The organism is Pseudomonas sp. URMO17WK12:I6, from assembly GCF_003253625.1.
Lineage (GTDB): Bacteria > Pseudomonadota > Gammaproteobacteria > Pseudomonadales > Pseudomonadaceae > Aquipseudomonas.
Window position 1 is genome coordinate 271,886 of sequence record NZ_QKYZ01000008.1, and the last position, 25,220, is coordinate 297,105.

The following is a 25,220-nucleotide window of genomic DNA, read 5'->3' on the forward strand; positions in this document are numbered from 1 at the left end:
GTCTAGAGGTCGCCAAGGCCGTCGATCAGTGCCTGATTCTGCTCCGGCGTGCCGATGGAAATCCGCAGGAACTGGGCAATCCGCTCTTGCTTGAAGTGCCGAACAATCACGCCCTGTTCGCGCAACTTCGCCGCCAACCCCGCAGCATCGTGCTTCGGATGACGGGCGAAAATGAAGTTCGCCGCCGACGGCAACACTTCAAACCCTTTCGCTTCCAGTTGCGCGACCACTTGCTCCCGACTCTCGATGACCAACCGGCAAGTCTTGTCGAAATACTCGCGATCTTCGAACGCCGCCGCAGCCCCCACAATCGCCAGACGATCCAGCGGGTAGGAGTTGAAGCTGTTCTTGATCCGCTCCAGTGCCTCGATCAGATCCGGGTGCCCCACGGCCAGACCAACCCGCAGGCCGGCCAGGGAACGGGACTTGGACAGGGTCTGCGTCACCAACAGGTTCGGATAACGGTCCACCAGCGTGATCGCCGTTTCACCGCCGAAGTCGACGTAAGCCTCATCCACCACGACCACCGAATCCGGGCTGGCCTTGAGGATTTGCTCAACAGCGTCCAGCGCCAACAGGCAACCGGTCGGCGCATTCGGGTTCGGGAAGATGATCCCGCCGTTCGGCTTGGCATAGTCCGCCGGATTGATCTGGAACTGCTCGTCCAGCGCAACCGCATCGAACTTGATGCCATACAACCCGCAGTAAACCGGGTAGAAGCTGTAGCTGATGTCCGGGAACAGCAGCGGCTTATCGTGTTGCAACAAACCATGAAAGATGTGCGCCAGGACTTCATCGGAACCGTTACCGAGGAACACCTGATTGCCCTGCACGCCGTAGTACTTGGCAACGGCTTGCTTGAGCAGGTCGCTGTTCGGGTCCGGGTACAGACGCAGGTTGTCGTTCAGTTCGGTTTGCATCGCCGCCAGGGCTTTTGGCGATGGACCGTACGGGTTTTCGTTGGTGTTGAGCTTCACCAGTTTGGCCAGTTTCGGCTGCTCGCCCGGCACATAAGGCACCAGATTCTTGACGAACGGGCTCCAGAATTTACTCATGTTCAGTTCCCCTGCTTGTCATCAAGAATGCGGTATTCAGCACTGCGAGCGTGAGCGCTCAGCGATTCGCCACGGGCCAGTACGGAGGCGGTCTTGCCCAGTTCGGAGGCACCCTGCTCGGAGCAGAAGATGATCGACGAACGTTTCTGGAAGTCGTAAACACCCAGCGGCGAAGAGAAGCGCGCAGTGCCGGAGGTCGGCAATACGTGGTTCGGACCTGCGCAGTAGTCGCCCAGGGCTTCGGAAGTGTGGCGGCCCATGAAGATCGCGCCGGCGTGACGGATCTGCGGCAGCCAGGCCTGTGGATCGGCGACCGACAGTTCCAGGTGCTCTGGGGCAATGCGGTTGGCCACTTCGATGGCCTGTTCCATGTCGCGAACCTTGATCAGCGCACCACGGCCATTGATCGAGGTTTCGATGATCTCGGCGCGCTCCATGGTTGGCAGCAGTTTGGCGATGCTTGCCGCGACCTTGTCGAGGAACTCGGCGTCCGGGCTGACCAGAATCGCCTGGGCGTCTTCGTCGTGCTCGGCCTGGGAGAACAGGTCCATGGCGATCCAGTCCGGATCGGTCTGGCCGTCGCACACCACCAGAATCTCCGACGGACCGGCGATCATGTCGATGCCAACCTGGCCGAACACGTGGCGCTTGGCGGTGGCGACATAGATGTTGCCCGGGCCAACCACTTTGTCGACCTTCGGCACGCTTTCGGTGCCGTAAGCCAGCGCCGCAACTGCCTGCGCGCCGCCGATGGTGAACACCCGGTCGACGCCGGCGATGCAGGCTGCGGCCAGCACCAGTTCGTTGACTTCACCGCGCGGGGTCGGCACGACCATGACCACTTCGGTCACGCCCGCCACCTTGGCCGGAATCGCGTTCATCAGCACCGAGGACGGGTAGGACGCCTTGCCGCCCGGCACGTACAGACCGGCGCGATCCAGTGGCGTGACCTTCTGGCCCAGCACCGTGCCATCGGCTTCGGTGTAGCTCCAGGAGTCCTGTTTCTGCTTTTCGTGGTAGCTGCGCACACGGGTCGCGGCTTTTTCCAGGGCTTCGCGCTGAGGCACGGTGATGCGGGTCAATGCCAGTTCCAGGCGTTCGCGCGGCAGGATCAAGTCCGCCATGGACGCCACTTGCAGGCCATCGAACTTCTGGGTGAACTCGACCACCGCCGCATCGCCACGCTCGCGCACGGCCTTGATGATGTCCAGCACCCGCTGATTGACCGAGTCGTCAGACACACTTTCCCAGCTCAGCAGATGATCCAGATGATGTGCGAAATCCGGGTCAGCAGCGTTGAGTCGGCGAATTGCAGTCGGTGCGGTCATAGCGAGAGCCTCATAGGATTGGCAAAAACTCGGGCGCCCTAAGCTAGCCGTTGATCCGCTTGGGCACCCGAGAATTCTGGCTATGAGGCGGATAGACGGGCGCGACTCAAGGTCGCGCAGGTGAATCAGCCGCGGTGTCGAGACTCCACTGCCTTGCGCAGGGTGTCGATCAACGCCTGGATACGGGCATGCTGCATTTTCATCGACGCCTTGTTGACGATCAGACGTGAGCTGATGGCAGCGATGAAATCCTGTGGCTCCAGGCCATTGGCCCGCAGCGTGTTACCGGTGTCGACCACGTCGATGATCTTGTCCGCCAGGCCGATCAGCGGCGCCAGTTCCATCGAGCCGTAGAGCTTGATGATGTCGACCTGACGACCCTGTTCGGCATAGTAGCGCTTGGCGACGTTGACGAACTTGGTGGCAATGCGCAGGCGGCCCTTGGGCTCGACTGCGCCGACTTTACCGGCCGTCATCAGTTTGCACTGGGCGATTTGCAGGTCCAGTGGTTCGTACAGACCCTGGCCGCCGTATTCCATCAGCACGTCTTTACCGGCGACGCCCAGATCGGCGGCACCATGCTCGACATAGGTCGGCACATCGGTGGCACGCACGATCAGCAAGCGCACATCGGCCTGGGTCGTGGGGATGATCAGCTTGCGGCTCTTGTCCGGATTCTCGGTCGGCACGATGCCCGCTTCAGCCAGAAGCGGCAGGGTGTCGTCAAGGATGCGGCCCTTGGACAGTGCGATAGTCAACATGGGAAACGTCAGTCCTTATCAAGGTACTCATGCCCGGTCGCAAACGGCGCCGGACACACATCGAGCCGGAAACCGGCTCGACTTCAACAAATCAACGGACGCGTCCCTGCGCCCATGCAGCAGGAACTAGCCCGGTACGCGGCGGATCTTGGCGCCGAGCATCTGCAGCTTCTCTTCGATGCACTCATAACCACGGTCGATGTGGTAGATGCGATCGATCAGGGTATCGCCTTCGGCGATCAGCGCCGAGATCACCAGGCTGGCCGAAGCACGCAAGTCGGTGGCCATGACTGGCGCGCCCTTGAGCTTTTCGATGCCGGTGACGATGGCGGTATTGCCTTCAACCTGAATGTGCGCGCCCATGCGGTGCAGTTCGTAAACGTGCATGAAACGGTTTTCGAAGATCGTCTCGATCACAGCACCAGTGCCTTCGGCAATGGCGTTGAGGGAGATGAATTGCGCTTGCATGTCGGTCGGGAACGCCGGGTATGGAGCGGTCCGCACGTTGACGGCTTTCGGCCGCTTGCCGTGCATGTTCAGCTCGATCCAGTCTTCACCGGTGGTGATTTCGGCGCCGGATTCACGAAGTTTTTCCAGAACGGCTTCGAGTATGGTCGGATCGGTGTCCTTGACCTTCACACGCCCGCCGGTGACCGCTGCCGCCACCAGATAGGTGCCGGTCTCGATACGGTCAGGCATCACTTTGTAAGTGGTCGTGTGCAGACGCTCGACGCCATCGATGGTGATGGTGTCGGTGCCGGCGCCGGAAACCTTCGCGCCCATGGCGTTCAGGAAGTTCGCCAGGTCGACGACTTCAGGCTCGCGAGCGGCGTTGGCCAGAACGCTGCGGCCCTTGGCCAGAGCGGCCGCCATCATGATGTTCTCGGTACCGGTCACGCTGACGGTGTCGAAGAAGAAGTGCGCACCGCGCAGGCCGCCTTCAGGGGCCTTGGCCTTGATGTAGCCGCCTTCGACATCGATGACCGCGCCCATGGCTTCAAGACCACGGATGTGCAGGTCAACCGGACGCGAACCGATGGCGCAACCGCCAGGCAGTGCAACTTCGGCTTCACCGAAACGGGCAACCATCGGGCCCAGCACCAGGATCGAGGCGCGCATGGTTTTAACCAGTTCGTACGGCGCGATCAGGGTCTTGATGGTGCGTGGGTCGATTTCGACGCTGAGCTTCTCGTCGATCACCGGCTCAATGCCCATGCGACCGAACAGCTCGATCATGGTGGTGATGTCGTGCAGGTGCGGCAGGTTGGCCACGGTCACCGGGCCATCGCACAGCAAGGTGGCAGCCAGGATCGGCAAGGCCGAGTTCTTTGCCCCGGAGATGCGGATCTCGCCATCAAGACGAGCGCCACCAGTAATAATCAATTTATCCATAAGAATCTCGACGCCCTTGGGCTCAGGTGCGCTCGGCCCAGGCCGCGCTGCTGAAAAATTTCATAGTGACCGCATGGATGCTGCCATCGACAATCCACGGGTTCAAATGGGCATAGACCTGCTGCTGACGCTTCACCGGGCTCAACGCCGCCAGTTCATCGCTAATCACGTTAAGCTGGAAATTGCAGCCTTCGCCTTCAACTTCCACCTTCGTGTTTGGCAGCTTTCCTTCAAGGAAGCTCTTCACTTCTACGGCCTGCATGCTCAACCTCAATCGGCGCCCTGTGCGCGCGGGTCGGACATCATACAAAAAAGCCCCGCGCCTGCGAACCCCGCGAAGCAGGACTCTGACGGGGGGCTTCTTTATAGATGCGGTTCAGGGGTGCGCCAACAGCTCGGTCAATTCGCTGACCTGAGCGATTTTGCGCATGTCTTCGGGCATCGCGCGAATGCTCACGGCCTTGCCGGCCACCTGGGCATCGCGCATGAAGCACAGCAGCAGCGACAAGCCGACACTGCTGGACTTCTCCACTGCGGAGCAATCGACCACCAGCGCAGGCGCCTTGCTGGACTTGATCAGTACCTGCCCCTGCTTGCGCAAGTTCGGGCCGGTCCGGTAATCCAGCACACCGCTGAGCAGCAGCTCGCCGGTTTCGCTCATGCGAATGGCCGACTCACTCATTGGGCTTTCTTCTCGACAGCTTTTTCGGTGTTTTCCTTGGCTTTGGCGACTTCCCCGGCCCAACCATTGATGGTCTTGTCCAGGTCGTTGCCATTGCGCTGCATCGCATCAGCGAACTGATCGCGGAATAGCTTGCCGATATTGATGCCGTTGATGATGACGTTACGCAGCTTCCATTCGCCGTTGATCTTTTCGAGTGTGTAAGACACGGGATAGATCGCGCCGCTGCTGCCTTTGACCGTCATGCCAACGCTGGTACGGTCTCCCGATTCATCCTTGGCAGGCTCAACAGTAATGCCCTGGTTGTTGTATTCGAGCAATGCGTTGCCATAAAACTGGAACAGACCTTTTTTGAAGTTTTCTTCAAACGTCTTCATTTGCTCGGGCGTTGCTTTGCGCGAGTATTTGACGGTCATGATGCTTTTGGAAATGCCCTCGGCATCCACCACAGGACCGACGATGGTGTTCAACGCCGTATAAAAGTCTTGTGGATCCTGCTTGTACTTCTCTTTATTGGCCGACAGGTCGGCGAGCATCCGGGTCGTGGTGTCCTGAACCAGATCGTGCGCCGACTGCGCCGCCATGGCGTTAGCCATCAACGGCAAGGCTGCGAGCAATATCAACAGGCCACGTCGCAAGATAGAGATCATTGAAAAGCTCCTCATTTGGCGTCTTTGCTAACGGTATTGAGCAGAAATTTACCGATCAGGTCCTCGAGCACCAGCGACGACTGCGTGTCGTGGATGGTTCCACCATCCTTGAGCAGGGCTTGTTCCCCACCCACACTGATACCGATGTATTTCTCACCCAACAGGCCAGCGGTCAGGATAGATGCAGTGGAGTCAGTCGGCAGGTTATCTACGCGCTTTTCCAGTTGCATGGTCACCCGACCGGTGAAGCTGTCGCGATCCAGATCGATCGCAGTGACCTTGCCAATGGTCACACCGGCCATGGTCACTTTAGCTCTGACAGTCAAACCGGCGATATTATCGAAATATGCATAAAGTTTATAAGTATCGGTGCTCGGGCTCGGGGACAGGCCACTGACCCGCAACGCAAGCAACAGCAAAGCCAGGATGCCAGCCAGCAAGAAAAGGCCGACACCGATTTCCAGGGTGCGGTTTTGCATCAGAAATCTCCAAACATCAAGGCGGTCAGAATAAAGTCCAGGCCGAGTACCGCCAAAGAGGCGTACACCACGGTCTTGGTAGTGGCACGACTGATCCCCTCGGAAGTGGGCTCGCAGTCATAGCCTTGGAATACGGCGATCCAGGTCACGACGAAGGCAAAAACGATGCTTTTGATAATGCCGTTGAGCACATCGTCGACAAACGTCACGCTGTTTTGCATGTTCGACCAGTAGGAGCCTTCATAGACACCCAGCCAGTCGACGGCCACCCACGAACCGCCCCAGATACCCACCACGCTGAAAATCATTGCCAGCACCGGCAGGGAAATGAAGCCGGCCCACAGGCGCGGAGCAATAATGTACTTGAGCGGGTCAACCCCGATCATTTCCAGACTGGACAGTTGCTCGGTGGATTTCATGTTGCCGATTTCGGCGGTCAGCGCCGAACCCGCACGCCCGGCGAACAGCAAGGCCGTGACGACCGGCCCCAGTTCACGCAGCAGTGTCAGCGCAACCATCTGCCCGACAGCCTGCTCCGAGCCATAGCTGGACAGGATATTGAAGCCCTGCAGCGCCAGCACCATACCGATGAACACCCCGGAGACCACGATGATCACCAGGGACATCACGCCAACCGAATGCAGTTGCTTGACCAGCAGGCCAAAACTGCCGCCGATGCCACCGCGACCGAGCAAGGCATGAAACAGGAACAGCGCCGAACGCCCGAATACCGCCAGCACATCGATGCCGGCGTGGCCGAAACGGCGCACTCTTTCTATTAATGAAATCTTGCGCATCAGCGCTTCCCCAGAAGATCTGCGCGGTAATCCGTCGCTGGAAAGTGGTATGCGACCGGGCCGTCGGGTTCGCCAGTCATGAACTGGCGAATCCGTGGTTCCTGCGAAGTCATCAATTCCTTGGGTGTGCCCTGCCCCAACACTTGCCCGTCACCCACCACAATGATGTAGTCGGCGATGCTCGCGGTCTCGGCCAGATCGTGGGAGACCACGATGCTGGTGATGCCCAGCGCATCGTTGAGCAGGCGGATCAGGCGCACCAGCACGCCCATGGCGATCGGGTCCTGGCCGACAAAAGGCTCGTCGTACATGAGAATTTGCGGATCGAGGGCAATCGCCCGGGCCAGCGCGACTCGACGCTTCATACCGCCGGACAATTCGTCAGGCATCAGGTCAATGGCGCCACGCAAGCCCACGGCCTGCAATTTGAGCAGGACAATATCGCGAATCATCTCTTCCGGCAGTGTGGTATGAACACGCAGCGGAAAGGCGACGTTCTCGAATACATCGAGATCGGTAAACAGCGCGCCGCTCTGAAACAGCACGCCCATGTGCTTGCGCGCATCGAACAAATCGCTGCGCGACAACGTCGGCAGGTTCTGGCCATTGACCCAGACTTCGCCGCTGGTGGGGCGCAATTGGGCCCCCATCAACCGCAACAGCGTGGTCTTGCCACACCCGGAAGGCCCCATGATGCCGGTGACTTTGCCGCGTGGTATGCGGATATCGATGTTATTGAAAATGCTGCGCGCACCGCGCTTGAAGGTCAGTCCCTTCAGCTCGACCGCGTAGGCGTTATCGGCACTCATCTAAACTCCTTGCGATGCAGCCTCTCACTCGGACGCCTGGCTTTCTGACGAAAGCACATACCTTCCCGGGCAGGCCGAACTGGCGGCGAACTATATCACTGCAAATGCCAAGCGCCCAAGGCCCAAGCCGGGCACGTTCAGCAACATGACCACCTGAAATCATCTATTTAGAGGGTCTCGGTAACAAGGAATGACAAACCGCGACGAACTTGCGTGAGGGTTTTGATCATTACCGTTATAATCGCCGCCTTTTCATCAGGCTATACGATTTCTGACATGAGCCAATCCAGCGACCTGATTCAATCTGCACAACGCACCATCCGTCTCGAACTGGAAGCCGTGCAAGGCTTGTTACCCCATATCGACGCGGATTTCGTACGCGCTTGCGAGATGATTCTGGCCAGCAAAGGCCGCGTAGTCGTGGTCGGCATGGGCAAATCGGGGCACATCGGCAACAAGATTGCCGCCACCCTGGCCAGCACCGGCACCACGGCGTTCTTCGTGCATCCAGCCGAAGCCAGCCACGGCGACATGGGTATGATCACGCGTGACGACATCATCCTGGCACTGTCGAACTCCGGTTCCACCAATGAAATCGTTACCCTGCTGCCACTGATCAAGCGCCTGGGCATCAAATTGATCAGCGTCACCGGCAATCCCGACTCGGCACTGGCCAAGGCTGCCGAGGTCAACCTCAACGTTCACGTCGAGCACGAAGCCTGCCCGCTGAACCTGGCGCCAACCTCATCGACCACCGCCGCTCTGGTGATGGGCGATGCCCTGGCGGTGGCGCTGCTGGAAGCCCGCGGTTTTACCGCTGAAGATTTCGCCTTTTCCCACCCAGGCGGCGCACTTGGTCGACGCCTGCTGTTGAAAGTGGAAAACGTCATGCACGCCGGGCAAGAGCTGCCGCAGGTTAAGCGCGGCACCCTGCTCAAGGACGCATTGATGGAAATGACCCGCAAGGGCCTGGGCATGACCGTGATTCTGGAAGCCAACGGTAAACTTGCCGGGATCTTCACCGACGGCGATCTGCGTCGCACCCTGGACCGCAGCATCGACATCCACAGCGCCACCATCGAGCAGGTGATGACTGCCCACGGCAAGACCGCACGTGCCGAGATGCTGGCTGCCGAGGCGTTGAAAATCATGGAAGACCACAAGATCAATGCACTGGTCGTTGTCGACAGCGAAGACCGCCCGGTCGGCGCCCTGAACATGCACGATTTGCTGCGCGCTGGAGTAATGTAATGAGCACGGACCTGCTGCAACGCGGCAAACAGATCAAACTGGCGGTATTCGACGTCGACGGCGTGCTGACCGACGGGCGCCTGTACTTCCTCGAAGACGGCAGCGAATTCAAGACTTTCAACACCCTCGACGGCCAAGGCATCAAGATGTTGATGGCAGCCGGCGTGCAGACCGCTATCATCAGCGGACGCAAGACCCCGGTGGTCGAACGACGAGCCAGGAACCTCGGCATTCCACACCTGTACCAGGGTCGCGAAGACAAACTGGTGGTGCTCGACGAGCTCCTTGCCCAACTCAACCTGAACTATGAACAAGTGGCCTACCTCGGCGACGACCTGCCGGACCTGCCGGTGATTCGCCGCGTCGGTCTGGGCATGGCCGTGGCCAACGCCGCCAGCTTCGTGCGCGAACACGCCCACGGCATCACCCAGGCCCGTGGCGGCGAGGGTGCCGCGCGCGAATTCTGCGAATTGATCCTGCGCGCCCAGGGCCGCCTCGATGCGGCCAACGCCGCGTACCTGTGAGCCCATCATGCTGAGCAAAAAGATTCGCAACATCCTGATATTCGGTTGCATCGCGGCGCTATTCGCTGCGGTCGGCTATTGGAACATCAGCCCGGAACGCTTCCTCGACAAGCCAGTGGCGCATGTCGATGAAGCCATGATCGACTATTACGCAACCAACGCCCACAGCGTGCAGTACCTGCCGGACGGCAAACTGCAGTATGAAATGACGTCCGACAAGGTCGAACACCTGAAGGCGACGGAAGTGACGTTGCTGTCCAACCCTGACCTGAACATGTTTCGTGGCACCGAATTCCCTTGGCACGTCCAGAGCGAACGCGGCGAAGTCAACCCGGACGGCACCCAGGTCGAGCTGATCGACTCGGTACGTATCACGCGTTTCGACGAAAAAAACCGTAAAACCCTGATTACCACCACCCGTATGACAGTGTTCCCGCAGCAGCAATATGCGCAGACCGATCAACCCGTTAGAATCGACGGCGCCGGCGGTGTATCGACAGGCAACGGAATGAAAGCGTACTTGAAAGAAAGCAGGATACACCTGCTATCGAACGTAAGAGGACAGTATGAGGCTCGTTAAAACCCTCCCTATTTTGCTCAGTCTGAGCGCAGCACTGGGAAGCGTGAGCGCCTGGGCTCTGCCGACCGATCAAGCGCAGCCTATCCGCATCCAGGCCGACGACGCCCAACTGGACGACAAGAACGGTGTTGCCACCTATAAAGGTGATGTGATCATCACTCAGGGCTCGATGATCGTTAAGGGCAACACCGTGACCATCACCCGCACGCCAACAGGCGAGATCGATGTGGTGACCTCGGTGGGCAACCTCGCCTACTTCGAGCAACTGCAGACCGCTGGCGACACCAAGCCTGTTCAGGGCTGGGGCGTAACCATCCAGTACCACGCAGCGCAAAACCGCGTCGTACTGATCGACAAGGCCAAAGTTGTCGACAAGGACAACAACGTCACCCAGGGCGAAAAAATCGTCTATGACACGGTCAAGAAACTCGCCAGCGCCGGTCGCGCCACGGGCAGCAAGGTCACCGAGACACGTCCGCGTATCGACATGGTGATCCAGCCGAAGAAGAAAACCGACGAGAAAACCCAGTAATGGCAACTCTGAAAGCTCAGCATCTGGCCAAGAGCTACAAGAGCCGCCAGGTCGTGCGTGACGTCAGCCTGTCCATCGACAGCGGCCAGATCGTCGGCCTGCTTGGCCCCAACGGCGCCGGCAAAACCACCTGTTTTTACATGATCGTGGGTCTGGTACAGGCCGATCAGGGTCGCGTACTGATCGATGACCTGGACGTCAGCCACCAGCCGATGCACGGTCGCGCGAAGGCCGGTATCGGCTATCTTCCGCAAGAAGCGTCGATCTTCCGCAAGCTGTCGGTGACCGACAATATCATGGCCATCCTCGAGACCCGCAAGGAGCTCGACAAGGCCGGTCGCCGCAAAGAGCTGGAAAGCCTGCTGCAGGAATTTCACATCCACCACATTCGTGACAGCCTTGGCATGAGCCTGTCCGGTGGTGAACGCCGTCGGGTGGAAATCGCCCGGGCACTGGCCACCAACCCGAAATTCATCCTCCTCGACGAACCCTTCGCCGGCGTGGACCCGATCTCGGTGGGCGACATCAAGCAGATCATCCACCACCTCAAGGCCAAAGGCATTGGCGTGCTGATCACTGACCACAACGTCCGTGAAACCCTGGACATCTGCGAAACCGCCTACATCGTCAACGATGGCCAGCTGATCGCTGAAGGCGACTCCGCCACCATCCTGGCCAACGAACTGGTCAAGGAAGTGTATCTGGGCCATGAGTTCCGCCTGTAAGCGCTGAGGTGCCTGGCCAGTCGCCTTGGTGCTCATATCAATAAAAAATCAATAGTTTTTTATTGTTACAGCGCTCTAGGCAAACACTTCAGTTTCAGGCATATAATTTGCTTATGTTTGGCGCTTCGGCGCCCTGTAGTGGATGGCGCATGTGCGCCGGCGAATAAGGTGTTAAGCCCCTGCCATGAAACCATCGCTAGTCTTGAGAATGGGCCAGCAGCTGACGATGACACCGCAGCTGCAACAGGCCATCCGCCTGCTCCAATTGTCGACCCTGGACCTGCAACAGGAAATCCAGGAGGCCCTGGAGTCCAATCCGATGCTCGAACGCCAGGAAGAAGGCGACGACTTCGATAACGCAGACCCCTTGGCCGACAAAGCCGAACAGCAACCCAACACCGACATTCAGGAACCCTCCTACCAGGAAACCGCCCCGACGGTGGATAACCTTGAGGAAGGCGACTGGAACGAGCGCATTCCCAACGAATTACCTGTCGATACCGCCTGGGAAGACGTCTACCAGACCAGCGCCAGCAGCCTGCCGAGCAACGATGACGACGAGTGGGATTTCACCACCCGTACTTCGGCCGGTGAAAGCCTGCAAAGCCATTTGCTCTGGCAACTGAACCTGGCACCGATGTCCGACACCGATCGCCTGATCGCCGTGACCCTGATCGACTGCATCAACAATCAGGGCTATCTGGACGAAACCCTCGAGGAAATCCTCGAGGCCTTCGATCCGGAACTGGACATCGAACTGGACGAAATCGAAGCCGTCCTGCACCGCATCCAGCAATTCGAGCCCGCCGGTATCGGCGCCCGCAACCTCGGTGAATGCCTGCTGCTGCAACTGCGCCAACTGCCCGCCAAGACCCCTTGGCTGACCGAGGCCAAGCGCCTGGTCACCGATTACATCGACTTGCTCGGCAGCCGCGACTACAGCCAGCTGATGCGCCGCATGAAGCTCAAGGAAGATGAACTGCGCCAGGTGATCGAACTGGTCCAGAGCCTCAACCCGCGCCCGGGTTCGCAAATCGAGTCCACCGAAGCCGAATACGTCGTTCCCGACGTGATCGTGCGCAAGGACAACGAGCGCTGGCTGGTGGAACTGAACCAGGAGTCGGTGCCGCGCCTGCGGGTCAACGCCCAATACGCCGGCTTCGTACGCCGCGCCGATACCAGCGCTGACAACACCTTCATGCGTAATCAACTGCAGGAGGCTCGCTGGTTCATCAAGAGCCTGCAAAGCCGCAACGAAACCCTGATGAAAGTGGCCACCCAGATCGTCGAGCATCAACGCGGCTTCCTGGAGTACGGCGACGAGGCCATGAAACCGTTGGTGCTGCATGACATCGCCGAAGCGGTGGGCATGCACGAATCGACGATTTCACGGGTGACCACGCAAAAATTCATGCATACCCCACGGGGCATCTATGAACTGAAATACTTTTTTTCCAGCCACGTCAGCACCTCCGAAGGCGGTGAATGCTCGTCTACGGCGATCCGCGCGATCATCAAAAAACTGGTTGCCGCGGAAAATCAGAAAAAGCCGTTGAGTGACAGCAAGATCGCTGGTTTACTGGAGGCACAAGGCATTCAGGTGGCTCGCCGCACCGTCGCCAAGTACCGCGAATCCCTGGGAATCGCGCCTTCGAGCGAACGCAAGCGGTTGATGTAGAGCCACGCCACAGCGTTCCAGTGGTAGATCATCGGATCTACCGCTTTATGCACTGGCAACGAAGGAGAAGCTGTATGCAAGTCAACATCAGTGGACACCAACTGGAAGTGACCGAACCTCTTCGCACCTACATCGGCGAAAAACTCGAACGATTAGAGAGGCATTTCGACAAGATCACCAACGTGCAGGTCACGATGACGGTCGAGAAGCTCAAGCAGAAAATCGAAGCCACGCTGCATATTCCCGGCAATGAGGTGGTCGCTAACGCGGAACATACCGATATGTACGCAGCGATCGACGCACTGACCGACAAGCTGGATAAACAACTCAAAAAGCATAAGGAAAAGACCCAGAGCCTCCTCCAGGGCGCGACCGGTCGTTAACACTCCCAACCCATGATCCGACTTGAAAGCATCCTGACCCCCGGCCGTTCCCTGGTGAACGTGCCGGGCGGCAGTAAAAAGAAAGCCCTCGAGCAAATTGCCAACCTCATCCATCGCGAAGTGCCGGATCTGGCCATGCAGGATGTCTTCGAGAGTCTGGTCGCCCGTGAAAAACTCGGTTCCACCGGCTTTGGCAACGGTATCGCCATCCCCCACTGCCGTCTCAAGGGCTGCGGATCGCCCATCAGTGCCTTGATGCACCTGGATGCACCCATCGATTTCGACGCCATCGACGGTGCCCCGGTTGACCTGCTGTTTGTACTGCTGGTCCCCGAAGCCGCCACCGATGCGCACCTGGAGTTGCTGCGCCAGATCGCCAGCATGCTTGATCGCAAGGAAGTGCGTGAAAAACTGCGCAGCGCCCCGAGCAACGAAGCCTTGTATCAGGTTGTCCTGGACGAGCAAAACGGTCACTAATCATGCGCCTGATCATCGTCAGCGGCCGCTCCGGCTCAGGTAAAAGCACTGCCCTCGATGTTCTCGAGGACAACGGCTACTACTGCATCGACAACCTGCCGGCCGGTCTGTTGCCGGAACTGGCCGAACGCGCACTGATTCACACCGAACTGGCACAACCTCTGGTGGCCGTGTCCATCGATGCACGCAACTTGCCGAGCCACCTGTCACGGTTTCCCGAATTGCTGGAAGAAGTCCGCAGCCGGCATATCCAGTGCGATGTGCTGTATCTGGACGCCGATGAAGAGACCCTGCTCAAACGATTTTCGGAAACCCGCCGCCGTCACCCGCTGAGCAGTGCCAATCGCTCGCTGGCGGAGGCGATAGAGGACGAAACCAATCTGCTGGGGCCGATCGCCGATCTGGCCGACCTCAAGGTCAACACCACCAATCTGAACCTGTATCAGCTGCGCGATACCATCAAGCTGCGCCTGCTGAATCAGCCGGAGCCCGGTACTGCGTTTCTGGTGGAGTCTTTCGGGTTCAAGCGTGGCATGCCGGTGGACGCCGATCTGGTGTTCGACGTGCGCTGCCTGCCTAACCCTTACTGGAAACCGGAGCTGCGGGCACAGTCCGGGCTCGATCAACCGGTGGCCGACTACCTGGCGGCGCAGCCGGATGTCGAAGAGATGTTCCAGGACATTTCCTCCTACCTGCTCAAGTGGCTGCCCCGCTTTGCCGCCAGCAACCGCGCCTATGTCACCATTGCCATTGGCTGCACCGGCGGGCATCACCGCTCTGTCTACCTGACCGAACTTCTGGGCCAGGTCCTGCAACAATCCCTGAAGAACGTCCAGGTTCGCCACCGCGACCTCAGCTAAAGGATTCACATCGCGATGCCTGCTCTGGAAATCGAAATCATCAACAAGCTGGGCCTGCATGCCCGCGCGTCTGCAAAATTCGTTGGCGTCGCCGGGCAGTTCCCTTGCCAGATCAGAGCTGGCCGTACACCGGAAACGATGGTCGATGGCAAAAGCATCATGGCCATGATGATGCTCGCAGCCGGCAAGGGCACCAAAATCCACCTGAAAACCGAAGGTGAACAAGAGCAGGAAGCTATGGATGCACTGGTGGCGCTGATCAACAACTTCTTCGACGAAGGCGAATAAAGATCAATGGATTTCGGCTTTCGGTTGCGCCCACAGATGCGTAGGCGCTGACGAAGCTGCGATATTTTGATCCAAAAAAAAAGCGCCACCCAATCGGGTGGCGCATTTTTTTGTGCAGCAACCGCAGCTTAACTACCTGCCACCGTCATCCGCTCGATCAACACCGAACCTGTGCGAATGTTGCTGCGCAATTCCAGGTCATTACCGACCGCAATGATCTGCTTGAACATGTTGCGCATGTTGCCGGCAATAGTCACTTCCTGGACCGCGAACTGGATTTCGCCGTTCTCGACCCAGAAACCCGCTGCGCCACGGGAGTAATCGCCGGTGACCATGTTCAGGCCCTGCCCCATCAATTCAGTGACCAGCAGGCCACGACCCATGCGGCGCAACAGGGCTGCCTGATCTTCGTCGCCATGGGTGACGAACAGGTTGTGCACGCCGCCCGCATTCGCGGTGCTCGGCATGCCCAGCTTACGGCCGGAATAGGTGCCAAGCACATAGGACACCAGCTCGCCGTTTTCCACGAACGGCTTGGCGTAGGTCGCCAGGCCATCGCCGTCGAAGGCAGAGCTGCCCAAAGCGCGCATCAAGTGCGGACGCTCATCGATGGTCAGCCATTGCGGGAACAGTTTCTGCCCCAGCGTGCCTTCGAGGAACGAAGACTTGCGATACAGACTGCCGCCGGAAATCGCCGAGAGGAAACTGCCGAACAAACCGCCGGCCAGTTCCGCAGAAAACAGCACCGGCACTTCGCAGGTCGGTACCGGGCGTGCGCCCAAGCGGCTCGCCGCCCGTTGCGCGGCACGCTGGCCGATGCTCTCCGGGCTGGCCAACAAATTGCCCTGCCGGTTCACGTCGTACCAGTAATCACGCTGCATCTGGCCATCGGCTTCGGCGATCATCACGCAGCTGAGGCTGTGACGGGTCGAGGCGTAACCGCCGATAAAACCGTGGCTGTTGCCGTACACACGGCAACCCTGATGAGTGCTGAGAGTGGTGCCGTCGGCGTTCTTGATCCGAATGTCGGCGGCAAACGCCGCTGCTTCACAGGCCAGGGCCTGCTCGATGGCTCGCTCCGGTGTGATACTCCATTGGTGGAACAGGTCGAAATCCTGCAGCTCCTTGGCCATCAGCGCGGCATCCGCCAAGCCTGCGGCTTCGTCTTCGGACGTGTGCTTGGCAATCGCCAGCGCAGCAGCGACGGTTTCGCGAATCGCTTCCGAACCGCTGGCCGAGGTGCTGGCCGAGCCTTTGCGCTGCCCTACGTACAATGTGATGCCAAAGCCCTGGTCGCGGTTAAACTCAACGGTTTCGACTTCCCGCTGACGCACCGTGGTCGACAGGCCCTGCTCCAGCGACACCGCCACTTCACAGGCACTGGCGCCCTGGCGCTTGGCTTCAGCAATGATCTGCTCGACTTGCTCTTGCAGTGCCGGCAACGCTTGTGGGCCGACGCTTTCAACTGCACTCATGCTGTTCTCCACTCAAATTCTGCTTTCGGTAACGGTCATCGAGCGACCGGGCCGGACAAGCGGCCCCCGACTGGTTATCATGGCGGCGTTTCTTTGCGGACGGCCACCATGGTTGATTCTTACGACGACTCCCTCGATACGGGAGAAAAAAGCAAATCCCAGGTCAAACGCGAGCTGCATGCTCTGGTTGACCTCGGCGAGCGCCTTACAACACTCAAGCCTGACCTGCTGGCAAAACTGCCGTTGACCGACGCTTTGCGCCGGGCTCTGGCCGATGCGCCCAAGCACACCGCGAACATCGCGCGTAAACGGCACCTTCAGTTTATCGGCAAGCTGATGCGCGATCAGGACACTGGCGCCATTCTCACCCTGCTCGATCAACTCGATGCCTCCACCCGGCAGTACAACGAACGTTTCCACGGCCTGGAACGCTGGCGCGATCGCTTGATCGCAGGCGACGACGCCGTCCTGGAGAAGTTCGTCGTCGATTACCCGGAGGCCGATCGTCAACAATTGCGCTCCCTGATCCGTCAGGCCCAGCACGAACTGGCGACCAACAAGCCACCGGCTTCGAGCCGTAAAATCTTCAAGTACATCCGTGAGCTGGACGAGACTCAACGCGGTTTGCGTTAAGTCCCGAATCGGGTGAGTTGCCTCGCAACTCACCCGAAGCTTCACGTTTTCAAGAGCCCCTTACGATCCTGTGCCACCCACGGTGATCGCATCGATTTTCAGCGTTGGCTGGCCGACACCCACCGGCACCGACTGCCCATCCTTGCCACACGTTCCCACACCGCTGTCCAGCGCCAGATCATTACCAACCATAGACACCCGGCTCATGGCTTCCGGCCCGTTGCCGATCAACGTCGCGCCTTTGACCGGTGCAGTAATCTTGCCGTCTTCGATCAGGTACGCCTCGCTGGTGGAGAACACGAACTTGCCACTGGTGATATCCACCTGACCGCCGCCGAGGTTGGCGCAGTAGATGCCTTTTTTCACCGAGGCGATGATTTCCGCCGGGTCGCTTTCGCCACCGAGCATGTAAGTGTTGGTCATGCGCGGCATCGGCAGGTGCGCGTAGGATTCGCGACGACCGTTGCCGGTGCGGGCCACGCCCATCAGGCGCGCGTTGAGCTTGTCCTGCATATAACCCTTGAGCACGCCGTTTTCGATCAGCGTTGTGCACTCGGTCGGCGTGCCTTCGTCGTCGACGCTCAGCGAACCTCGGCGGCCGGCGAGGGTGCCGTCATCGACGATGGTACAAAGCTTCGATGCAACCATCTCGCCCATGCGCCCGCTGTAGGCCGAACTGCCCTTGCGGTTGAAATCGCCTTCCAGACCGTGACCGACGGCTTCGTGCAGCAACACGCCGGACCAACCCGAACCCAACACCACCGGCAACGTACCGGCCGGCGCCGGGATGGCTTCCAGATTCACCAGTGCCTGACGCAACGCTTCACGGGCATAACCCATGGCGCGGTCTTCGCTGAGGAAATAGCGGTAGTCGGTACGACCGCCACCGCCATGGCCGCCGCGCTCTCGACGACCGTTCTGCTCGACGATCACGCTGACGTTGAAACGCACCAGCGGCCGCACATCCGCCGCCAGGCCACCATCGGTGGAGGCGATCAGAATCCGCTCCCAGACCCCGGCCATGCTCACGGTGACTTGCTGAATACGCGGGTCGAGGGCGCGGGTCGCCACGTCGATGCGCTTGAGCAGCTCGACTTTCTCGGCGCGGGTCATTACTTCCAGCGGGTTGTCCGGCCCGTACAACTGAGCGACATCCTGGGTAGTGAACGCCTGCACGGTGCCATTCTGCCCGGCCCGGGAGATCGAACGGGCCGCACGGGCCGCTGCGCCCAGCGCTTCGAGGGTGATCGCATTGCTGTAGGCGAAACCGGTTTTTTCACCCGATTGCGCACGCACGCCTACACCCTGGTCGAGGTTGAAGCTGCCTTCCTTGACGATCCCGTCTTCCAGCGCCCAGGACTCGGAAATCTGCCCCTGGAAATACAGGTCGGCGGCATCGATGCCCGGGCCGGCCAGATCGCCGAGCACACCCTGCAGGCTCTCGATCGTTACGCCGCCGGGCGCCAGGAGGTGTTCACTGACAGAGGACAACAACTCGCTCATATGCTTTACGCCTTAAATTCGTCGTTCTGATGCAGGTCGCTGAGCGCCCTGCGAGAAAAAGCGCCGGTGAGTGGACACCGGCATCCGCGCCCTGATGGCCGCCTGTTCGCGGCTGTCGCGTTCGGCCAGCAGCACGGCCTCGCCCTGATCCTGTTGTGCCAGCACGCGCCCCCATGGATCGATTATCGCGGCATGACCAAAGGTTTCTCGCGGTCCCGGATGAGTGCCACCCTGGGCGGCCGCGAGCACGTAACATTGAGTCTCGATGGCCCGCGCGCGAATCAGCACGTCCCAATGGGCCGCGCCGGTCACCGCGGTAAAGGCCGACGGGGCGGTAATCAATTCCGCGCCGGCAGCACGCAATTCGCTGTACAGCTCCGGGAAGCGCAAGTCGTAACACACCGTCAGGCCGACTCGACCGACCGGCGTATCGGCAACCACCACGCCACTGCCATAAGCATAGTCATCGGATTCGCGATAACGCCCGCGATTGTCCGCCACGTCCACGTCGAACAGGTGCAGCTTGTCGTACCGCGCCACGGTCTCGCCCTGGTCATCCACCAGTAACGAGCATGCATGCGCTTTGGCCATCGGTTCATCCGCCGGCGGCAACGGCAACGTGCCGGCCACTATCCATAACTTGAGGTCGCGGGCGGTCTGTTTCAACCACGGCAGGATCGGGCCTTCGCCCAGCGCTTCGGCGCGGCCAATGTCGGCAATGTCGCGACGGCCCATGGCAGCGAAGTTTTCCGGCAGCACGGCAAGCCGCGCGCCACCGGACGCCGCCTGCTCAAGCAGACGACGGGCCTGGGACAGGTTGGCCAGCACGTCGCTCTGGCTGACCATTTGAATGACTGCTACAGACATGGCCATTTCCTTATCTGGAATCAACACATACCTGTAGGAGCCGCCTGCGGCAGCTCCTGCAGGGGACTTACGGCCATGCTACTCCATAGGCTTGGAAAGTGGCTTTTCAAAAAGGCTTGTCGAAGGTGATTTTCGGCTCTTTCCACGGGCCTTTGACGGTGTATGCGACGCTGGCAAAACGCGCCACGCGGTCACCGATCAACTTATCGATCAGGAACAGTGCCCCGCCGACGGCCGGAGCACCGACGATCAGCGCGGCAATCGGCAGATTGTTGGTCACCGGCAAGGTCACCAGCAACTTGGCATCGACCTGATCAGCCACCAGGTCCAGGGTGCCGTTGAGTTCCAGGTTGCTCGACGGGCCGGTCAGCCGGATCGGCTCACGGGTCACGTAGACCCCGTTGCTCGCGACCAACAGCCCTTTGACCCGGTCATAGCTCAAGCCTTTGCCGAACAGGTCGGAAAAGTCCAGGCGCAAGCGGCGGCCAATGGAGTTGAAGTTGAGCAGGCCAAATACCCGTAGAGCCTGGGCGCTGCCCTCGACTTCAACAAACTGACCTTTATTGAGCGACGCATCGAGGCTGCCGGAGAAGCGCTTGGTGGCCAGCCACGCCGGTGAGCCAGGCCAGCGACCGTCGACATCCATGTGAAACTCTTCACTGGTGACGCTCGGCGCAAAGCCCCAGCCCTTGAGCACGTCGGCGAGGTTCTTGCCACTGACCCGGCCCTTGTACCAACTGCTGGAATTGCCGGGCGCGCCTTCCCAACCGCCGCTGCCCTGCAGGAAGATGCCCTTGAGGCCCATATCCAGGGAGTTGAGGGCGATGCCCTTGCCGGTCGGGCGAACTTTCAATAGCCAGGCGCCCACCAGGTCCTGGCCCTGGAACAGTTGATTGATGGTGATATCCAGCGCCGGGATTTTCGTCGGGTCCACAGTGGCCAGCGGATCCGGCGAATTCTCGTCGGCCAGCACCGTCGGGTCTGGGGCCGGCAAACGTACGTACTGCAGATTGACCGCAATCGGTGTGGCTTTGGCGTCGGGAATACCGACGGTACCCTTGGCCTGCTGACTGTCGAGTTGCAGCCCCCAGGCGGCCGGCTTGCGCGTCAACTGCACCGACGCCTCATCAAGGGTGGTGCCGAAACCGCTGAGCTTGCCAACCTTGAAATCCGCGCCGCTGAGCAATTGCTTGGCGCTGCCGCCTGGATCCTGGCCAGCATACTTGCTGACAAGATCCTGCCAGGGAGACACATCCAGCTCGGACAGTACACCGCGTATGCGCAGGCCTTTGTTGCCGGGCAGCACAGCATCACCACCGCCGAGAAACAACTCACCGCGACCGTCGACGAAGTTGCCAGCCGGGGCCGCAAACGTGAAGTTCGCCAGCTCACCGTAGTTGACCCAGTAACGCCGCTCCGGTCCTTGCAGGGTCATGCGGAACACGGTGTCGCGGCCGACATCCGCCGCCACGCCGAACGGCGCCGGCAAATCCACCGCCACGCCTTTGAGATCGGAGCTGACTATCAATTGGCTGTCGGCGCCATCAAGGTTCAGTTGCAGCTGATAAGGGACCACACCAGACACCGGTAGCGGCTGAGTGACGTTTAGCCACTCGGTGAGTTTCTTGACCTCGACCTGACCCGCTGCGGTGACCCGAGTGTTGAGCTTGCCCGCACTGCCATCGGCAAAAATCTGCGCGGTCACGGGCTTGTCGAACGCTCGCGCGGTGATCTTCTGTCCGCTCAACCCCTTGGCGCTGTCGAAGCGGAAGTCGCCCTTGAGTTGTGTCAGTTCCAGGATGGGCTCGCGAAGTTTCAAGCGGGCCTTGTCGGTCTTGAAGTCGACGAGGATTTTCGGTTGCTCACCTTTGACCAGCGGTATATCCAGGTTGAGTTTGCCTTGCAGATCGCCCTCGCCCTCCCAGCCGGCGAACGTATCGGCGGTGCCGATCGGTGCTTCCTGCAGAATCTTCAGGCCATCGCCCAACCCGCCGGCGAACGCGCCATCGAGGAACAGGTGAGGATTCTGTCCGGCAGGCACATGGGGAATATTGACGTAGACGTCGTTGACCTGGGTGTCGAGCAATCGCCCCTTGTTCGCGAGAATCCGCACACCGCTGTCTTCAATGAATACATCGCCGCTGACCTTGCTGACATGCGGCCAACCCGGCTGAAACGCCAGCTCGGCATCGTGAACCTTGAAAAACAGGCTGATGCTGCGAGCCGTTTCCGGGGCGCCATGGTTCAGCGATCCCTGGTACTGGAAGAAACCTTCATCCACCGCACCTTTGAGAATCGCCGTACGCAGCCACTCGTCCAGCGCCGGGCTCAACACGGCCGGCAGGTACTTGGCGGTGTAGCGACCGTCGCCGTCGACCAGGCCGACCCGCAGGTCCATGTAGTCTTCCTGGGTGTGATCGAAATGCAGACGAATCAGGAAGTCGCCGGCAATCTTGCCCTCTTCGCCCAGCACCTTCAGGTACGGCGCGATCAGGGTGAAACCTTCTTTATCGAGCTTCCAGTTCAACCGCGCATTGGCCTGAATGTACTGCCATGGCTTGGCGAAAATCGGGTCCAGGTGCAGGGAGAAATCCTTGCTGTCCATGCGCAACTCACCCTGCCCGAGATCGCCGCTGATGCTGCCACTGACGTTTCGCGCCGCCGGTGCGCCGTGATAGGCGTCGAAGCCGACCCGCTCCAGATTGGCGGCAAAGCTGAACTTGCTGTCATCGGTAGCCGCGGGGCGCAAGTCGATCAGCACGTTGCGCAATACCCCGGTGACCTTGAGCCGCTCGACGGCCGTAGCGACACCTTCCGGAAGCGGCCCCAAAGCGTTCAGTAACGGGGTGAGCGGCGTGAGGTCGATGCGGTCGGCTTGCAGATGCAAAAGCTCTGGCGTCTCGTCGGTCGCCGCGGTTTGTTGAAATTGCAGTTTCGATTCCCAGCGAGTTTCACCCAGGCTCATCGCCAGGGAATCCAGGGTCACCAGCACACCCGTGGAGCTGCGCTGGAAATAGCCGTTAAGCGCCAGATTGTTGATCTGGATTGGCTTGCGCTCGGCGTAGGCGCCCTTGAGTTGCGGTGCGTTCAAACGGATCGCGGCGCTTTGCAGGGCGCCCTCGCTCCAGTTCACCCAGAGCTCGCCACCGGCCTTGATCTCGGAGAAATTCCATTGTTGGGTCAGACGCTCGGGCAACCATTTCGACCAATCGCTTTGCGGCAGGCTCAAGTAAGCCTCAACCTCGCCGTCCTGCCACTGGCTGGCGCGGATACGGGTACGCAGGCTCATCGCAACCGGCTGGCCATCGGGCAGGGTCAAACGGGCGTCGAGGCGCTGACGCGACACACCGGTTCTCAGATTGAGGCCAACGTAGGTCAGGGTCAGCGGCGGCTGATCCAGTGGCTGCAAGGTCACCTGACTGTCGAGCACCGACAATTGCTGGACCATCTGCATACTATTGAACAACTGCTCCGGGTCCAGCGGCTGATCCTGCCGCACCGGCAATCCTTCCAGCGCCCAATGACCGTCCTCGCCTTCCTTGAGGCTGATCTTCAAGCCGTTGAGCTCCAGATGTGCGATGCGTATTTCGCGCGCCAGCAGGCTGGCCCACAGATCCGGCACCGCGCGCACCTGGTCCAGGCGCAAGGCATTGGAGCCTTCGCCAACCATCACGTCATGAGCCAGCAGAACCGGGGCGAAGCCGCTCCAGTTGCCCTCCAGTTCGCCGATGTGCAGCGGCATGCCCAAGGCGGCGCTGGCTTTGGTTTCGACATCGGCACGGTATTCGGCCACCAGCGGTGTCAGCTCCCGGCCGAGACTGACAAACAGCGCCATCAACACCAAAACCAACGCACACAGGCCCAGACCCCAGCGGGTCAGTGCGGCCAAAATGCGTGTCAGACGCTCCATGTCAGTTGGCTCCCATGGCAAAAATACTGCAAAAAGCTGAGGCCAGCCGTTCTAGTGGAATTGAAATACAACGCTTCAGAGCAGCACCACGTCGTATTGTTCCTGGGAATACATGGTTTCTACCTGAAACCGAATGGTGCGCCCGATAAACCCTTCGAGCTCAGCGACATTGCCCGACTCTTCATCGAGCAAGCGGTCGACCACTTTCTGGTTCGCCAGCACGCGATAGCCTTCGGCCTGATAGGCACGGGCCTCACGCAGGATTTCGCGGAAGATCTCGTAGCAGACGGTTTCCGGGGTCTTGAGCTTGCCGCGCCCCTGGCAGCTGCTGCACGGTTCGCACAGCACTTGCTCGAGACTTTCGCGGGTGCGCTTGCGGGTCATCTGCACCAGGCCCAGCTCGGTGATGCCGATGATGTTGGTCTTGGCGTGATCGCGCTCCAGTTGCTTCTCGAGGGTGCGCAACACCTGACGCTGATGCTCTTCATCTTCCATGTCGATGAAGTCGATGATGATGATCCCGCCCAGGTTGCGCAGACGCAGTTGACGGGCAATGGCGGTGGCGGCTTCGAGGTTGGTCTTGAAGATGGTTTCTTCGAGATTGCGATGACCGACGAAGGCTCCGGTGTTGACGTCGATGGTGCTCATGGCTTCCGCCGGGTCGACCACCAGATAGCCGCCGGACTTGAGCGGCACTTTGCGCTCCAGGGCTTTCTGGATTTCGTCTTCGACGCCATACAGGTCGAAAATCGGCCGCTCGCCCGGATAATGCTCCAGACGGTCAGCGATTTCCGGCATCAGTTCGGCGACGAACTGTGTGGTTTTCTGGAAGGTTTCCCGGGAGTCGATGCGGATCTTTTCGATCTTCGGGCTCACCAGGTCGCGCAAGGTGCGCAACGCCAGGCCGAGGTCTTCGTAGATCACACTCGGTGCGCTGATGGTTTTGATCTGGGCGTTGATCTGGTCCCAAAGCCTGCGCAGGTAGCGGATATCCATGAGGATTTCATCGGCTCCGGCCCCTTCGGCAGCGGTACGCAGAATGAAACCGCCGGCTTCCTTGATACCTTCTTTCTCCACGCAGTCGGTGACCACTTGCTTGAGGCGTTCGCGCTCGGCTTCGTCTTCGATCTTCAGGGAAATACCGACGTGGGCAGTGCGCGGCATGTACACCAGATAGCGCGACGGGATCGACAGTTGCGTGGTCAGGCGTGCGCCTTTGGAGCCGATCGGGTCCTTGGTGACTTGCACCACCAGGCTTTGGCCTTCGTGAACCAGCGAGCTGATGCTCTCCACCGCCGGGCCTTCGCGCAGGGAAATTTCCGAGGCGTGAATGAATGCGGCGCGGTCTAGCCCGATATCGACGAAGGCGGCCTGCATGCCCGGCAATACCCGAACGACCTTGCCTTTGTAGATGTTGCCGACGATCCCGCGTTTTTGCGTGCGTTCGACATGGACCTCTTGCAGAACACCGTTTTCGACCACCGCCACGCGTGATTCCATCGGCGTGATGTTGATCAGGATCTCTTCACTCATGGCAGGGTCTCGTTCAGGCATGTTCACGATAATGGCCGCATCTTGTCA

The 25,220-nt window shown here is 59.8% G+C and carries 26 protein-coding genes; 11 read left to right on the plus strand and 15 right to left on the minus strand.

The genetic code is table 11. The features are described from left to right. Positions 1-2: 2 nt before the first annotated feature. From hisC to F475_RS17095, 10 genes are all read right to left on the minus strand, one after another. Positions 3-1,055 (minus strand): histidinol-phosphate transaminase, encoded by a 1,053-nt coding sequence (gene hisC / locus F475_RS17050; RefSeq protein ID WP_018927193.1) that lies wholly within the window; start codon positions 1,053-1,055, stop codon positions 3-5. Positions 1,056-1,057: 2 nt separating this feature from the next. Then, positions 1,058-2,383 (minus strand): histidinol dehydrogenase, encoded by a 1,326-nt coding sequence (gene hisD / locus F475_RS17055; RefSeq protein ID WP_018927194.1) that lies wholly within the window; start codon positions 2,381-2,383, stop codon positions 1,058-1,060. A gap of 125 nt (positions 2,384-2,508) precedes the next feature. After that, entirely contained in the window at positions 2,509-3,144 is a 636-nt protein-coding gene (gene hisG / locus F475_RS17060; RefSeq protein WP_007941260.1) for an ATP phosphoribosyltransferase, read from the minus strand. 126 nt (positions 3,145-3,270) lie between these two features. After that, complete coding sequence (murA, locus tag F475_RS17065; protein ID WP_018927195.1) at positions 3,271-4,536, minus strand: UDP-N-acetylglucosamine 1-carboxyvinyltransferase; 1,266 nt, start codon at positions 4,534-4,536, stop codon at positions 3,271-3,273. Between the two features lie 22 nt (positions 4,537-4,558). Next, positions 4,559-4,798 (minus strand): BolA family protein, encoded by a 240-nt coding sequence (locus tag F475_RS17070; protein ID WP_018927196.1) that lies wholly within the window; start codon positions 4,796-4,798, stop codon positions 4,559-4,561. Positions 4,799-4,912: 114 nt separating this feature from the next. Then, positions 4,913-5,218: a lipid asymmetry maintenance protein MlaB gene (locus F475_RS17075; RefSeq protein ID WP_018927197.1), complete on the minus strand. Its 306-nt coding sequence runs from the start codon at positions 5,216-5,218 to the stop codon at positions 4,913-4,915. Continuing rightward, the gene (locus F475_RS17080; RefSeq protein ID WP_018927198.1) at positions 5,215-5,868 is read right to left on the minus strand and encodes a phospholipid-binding protein MlaC; all 654 of its coding nucleotides are present in this window, start codon (positions 5,866-5,868) and stop codon (positions 5,215-5,217) included. Before F475_RS17080 ends, F475_RS17075 begins: the two co-directional genes overlap by 4 nt. 11 nt (positions 5,869-5,879) lie before the next feature. Next, entirely contained in the window at positions 5,880-6,347 is a 468-nt protein-coding gene (gene mlaD, locus F475_RS17085; protein WP_007941252.1) for an outer membrane lipid asymmetry maintenance protein MlaD, read from the minus strand. Further along, positions 6,347-7,144: a lipid asymmetry maintenance ABC transporter permease subunit MlaE gene (mlaE, locus tag F475_RS17090; RefSeq protein WP_026286502.1), complete on the minus strand. Its 798-nt coding sequence runs from the start codon at positions 7,142-7,144 to the stop codon at positions 6,347-6,349. The genes mlaD and mlaE overlap by 1 nt, the downstream gene beginning before the upstream one ends. Next, positions 7,144-7,953 carry an ATP-binding cassette domain-containing protein gene (locus tag F475_RS17095; RefSeq protein WP_018927201.1) on the minus strand — a complete coding sequence of 270 codons (810 nt, stop codon included), beginning with the start codon at positions 7,951-7,953 and terminating at the stop codon, positions 7,144-7,146. The genes mlaE and F475_RS17095 overlap by 1 nt, the downstream gene beginning before the upstream one ends. Positions 7,954-8,229: 276 nt before the next feature. Between F475_RS17095 and F475_RS17100 the strand changes: the two genes are divergently transcribed. The 10 genes from F475_RS17100 to F475_RS17145 all read left to right on the plus strand — a co-directional run bounded on the left by F475_RS17100 (position 8,230) and on the right by F475_RS17145 (position 15,251). Further along, complete coding sequence (locus F475_RS17100) at positions 8,230-9,204, plus strand: KpsF/GutQ family sugar-phosphate isomerase (RefSeq protein WP_086944705.1); 975 nt, start codon at positions 8,230-8,232, stop codon at positions 9,202-9,204. After that, the gene (locus F475_RS17105; RefSeq protein ID WP_064620298.1) at positions 9,204-9,728 is read left to right on the plus strand and encodes an HAD family hydrolase; all 525 of its coding nucleotides are present in this window, start codon (positions 9,204-9,206) and stop codon (positions 9,726-9,728) included. Before F475_RS17100 ends, F475_RS17105 begins: the two co-directional genes overlap by 1 nt. Before the next feature lie 7 nt (positions 9,729-9,735). After that, on the plus strand, positions 9,736-10,308 hold the full coding sequence (gene lptC, locus F475_RS17110) for an LPS export ABC transporter periplasmic protein LptC (RefSeq protein ID WP_019581167.1): 573 nt from the start codon (positions 9,736-9,738) through the stop codon (positions 10,306-10,308). Further along, positions 10,295-10,840 (plus strand): lipopolysaccharide transport periplasmic protein LptA, encoded by a 546-nt coding sequence (gene lptA, locus F475_RS17115; RefSeq protein ID WP_111454341.1) that lies wholly within the window; start codon positions 10,295-10,297, stop codon positions 10,838-10,840. The genes lptC and lptA overlap by 14 nt, the downstream gene beginning before the upstream one ends. Next, complete coding sequence (lptB, locus tag F475_RS17120; protein ID WP_018927206.1) at positions 10,840-11,565, plus strand: LPS export ABC transporter ATP-binding protein; 726 nt, start codon at positions 10,840-10,842, stop codon at positions 11,563-11,565. Before lptA ends, lptB begins: the two co-directional genes overlap by 1 nt. Positions 11,566-11,749: 184 nt before the next feature. Then, entirely contained in the window at positions 11,750-13,243 is a 1,494-nt protein-coding gene (locus tag F475_RS17125) for an RNA polymerase factor sigma-54 (RefSeq protein ID WP_064620307.1), read from the plus strand. Positions 13,244-13,317: 74 nt separating this feature from the next. Continuing rightward, entirely contained in the window at positions 13,318-13,626 is a 309-nt protein-coding gene (gene hpf / locus F475_RS17130) for a ribosome hibernation-promoting factor, HPF/YfiA family (RefSeq protein ID WP_007941242.1), read from the plus strand. Between the two features lie 12 nt (positions 13,627-13,638). Next, positions 13,639-14,103 carry a PTS IIA-like nitrogen regulatory protein PtsN gene (gene ptsN, locus F475_RS17135; RefSeq protein ID WP_018927208.1) on the plus strand — a complete coding sequence of 155 codons (465 nt, stop codon included), beginning with the start codon at positions 13,639-13,641 and terminating at the stop codon, positions 14,101-14,103. A gap of 2 nt (positions 14,104-14,105) precedes the next feature. Next, positions 14,106-14,963, plus strand: a complete 858-nt coding sequence (gene rapZ / locus F475_RS17140) for an RNase adapter RapZ (protein ID WP_111454342.1) — start codon at positions 14,106-14,108, stop codon at positions 14,961-14,963. A 15-nt stretch (positions 14,964-14,978) separates the two neighbouring features. Then, positions 14,979-15,251, plus strand: a complete 273-nt coding sequence (locus tag F475_RS17145; RefSeq protein ID WP_018927210.1) for an HPr family phosphocarrier protein — start codon at positions 14,979-14,981, stop codon at positions 15,249-15,251. 128 nt (positions 15,252-15,379) lie between these two features. Here the strand turns inward: F475_RS17145 and pmbA are convergent, their stop codons facing one another. Continuing rightward, a complete protein-coding gene (gene pmbA / locus F475_RS17150) occupies positions 15,380-16,726 on the minus strand; it encodes a metalloprotease PmbA (protein ID WP_111454343.1) in 1,347 nt (448 codons plus the stop codon). A 108-nt stretch (positions 16,727-16,834) separates the two neighbouring features. Here pmbA and yjgA point away from each other — a divergent pair, with 108 nt between their 5' ends. Next, positions 16,835-17,359 carry a ribosome biogenesis factor YjgA gene (yjgA, locus tag F475_RS17155; RefSeq protein WP_007941230.1) on the plus strand — a complete coding sequence of 175 codons (525 nt, stop codon included), beginning with the start codon at positions 16,835-16,837 and terminating at the stop codon, positions 17,357-17,359. A gap of 60 nt (positions 17,360-17,419) precedes the next feature. Here the strand turns inward: yjgA and tldD are convergent, their stop codons facing one another. The 4 genes from tldD to rng form a co-directional block, all read right to left on the minus strand. Further along, entirely contained in the window at positions 17,420-18,862 is a 1,443-nt protein-coding gene (gene tldD / locus F475_RS17160; RefSeq protein ID WP_018927212.1) for a metalloprotease TldD, read from the minus strand. 12 nt (positions 18,863-18,874) lie between these two features. After that, entirely contained in the window at positions 18,875-19,729 is an 855-nt protein-coding gene (locus F475_RS17165; protein ID WP_064620308.1) for a carbon-nitrogen hydrolase family protein, read from the minus strand. Between the two features lie 106 nt (positions 19,730-19,835). Next, positions 19,836-23,639, minus strand: coding sequence for a YhdP family protein (locus F475_RS17170; RefSeq protein WP_111454344.1), 3,804 nt, complete (start codon positions 23,637-23,639; stop codon positions 19,836-19,838). Positions 23,640-23,714: 75 nt separating this feature from the next. Then, on the minus strand, positions 23,715-25,172 hold the full coding sequence (gene rng, locus F475_RS17175) for a ribonuclease G (RefSeq protein WP_007941226.1): 1,458 nt from the start codon (positions 25,170-25,172) through the stop codon (positions 23,715-23,717). Between the last annotated feature and the right edge of the window lie 48 nt (positions 25,173-25,220).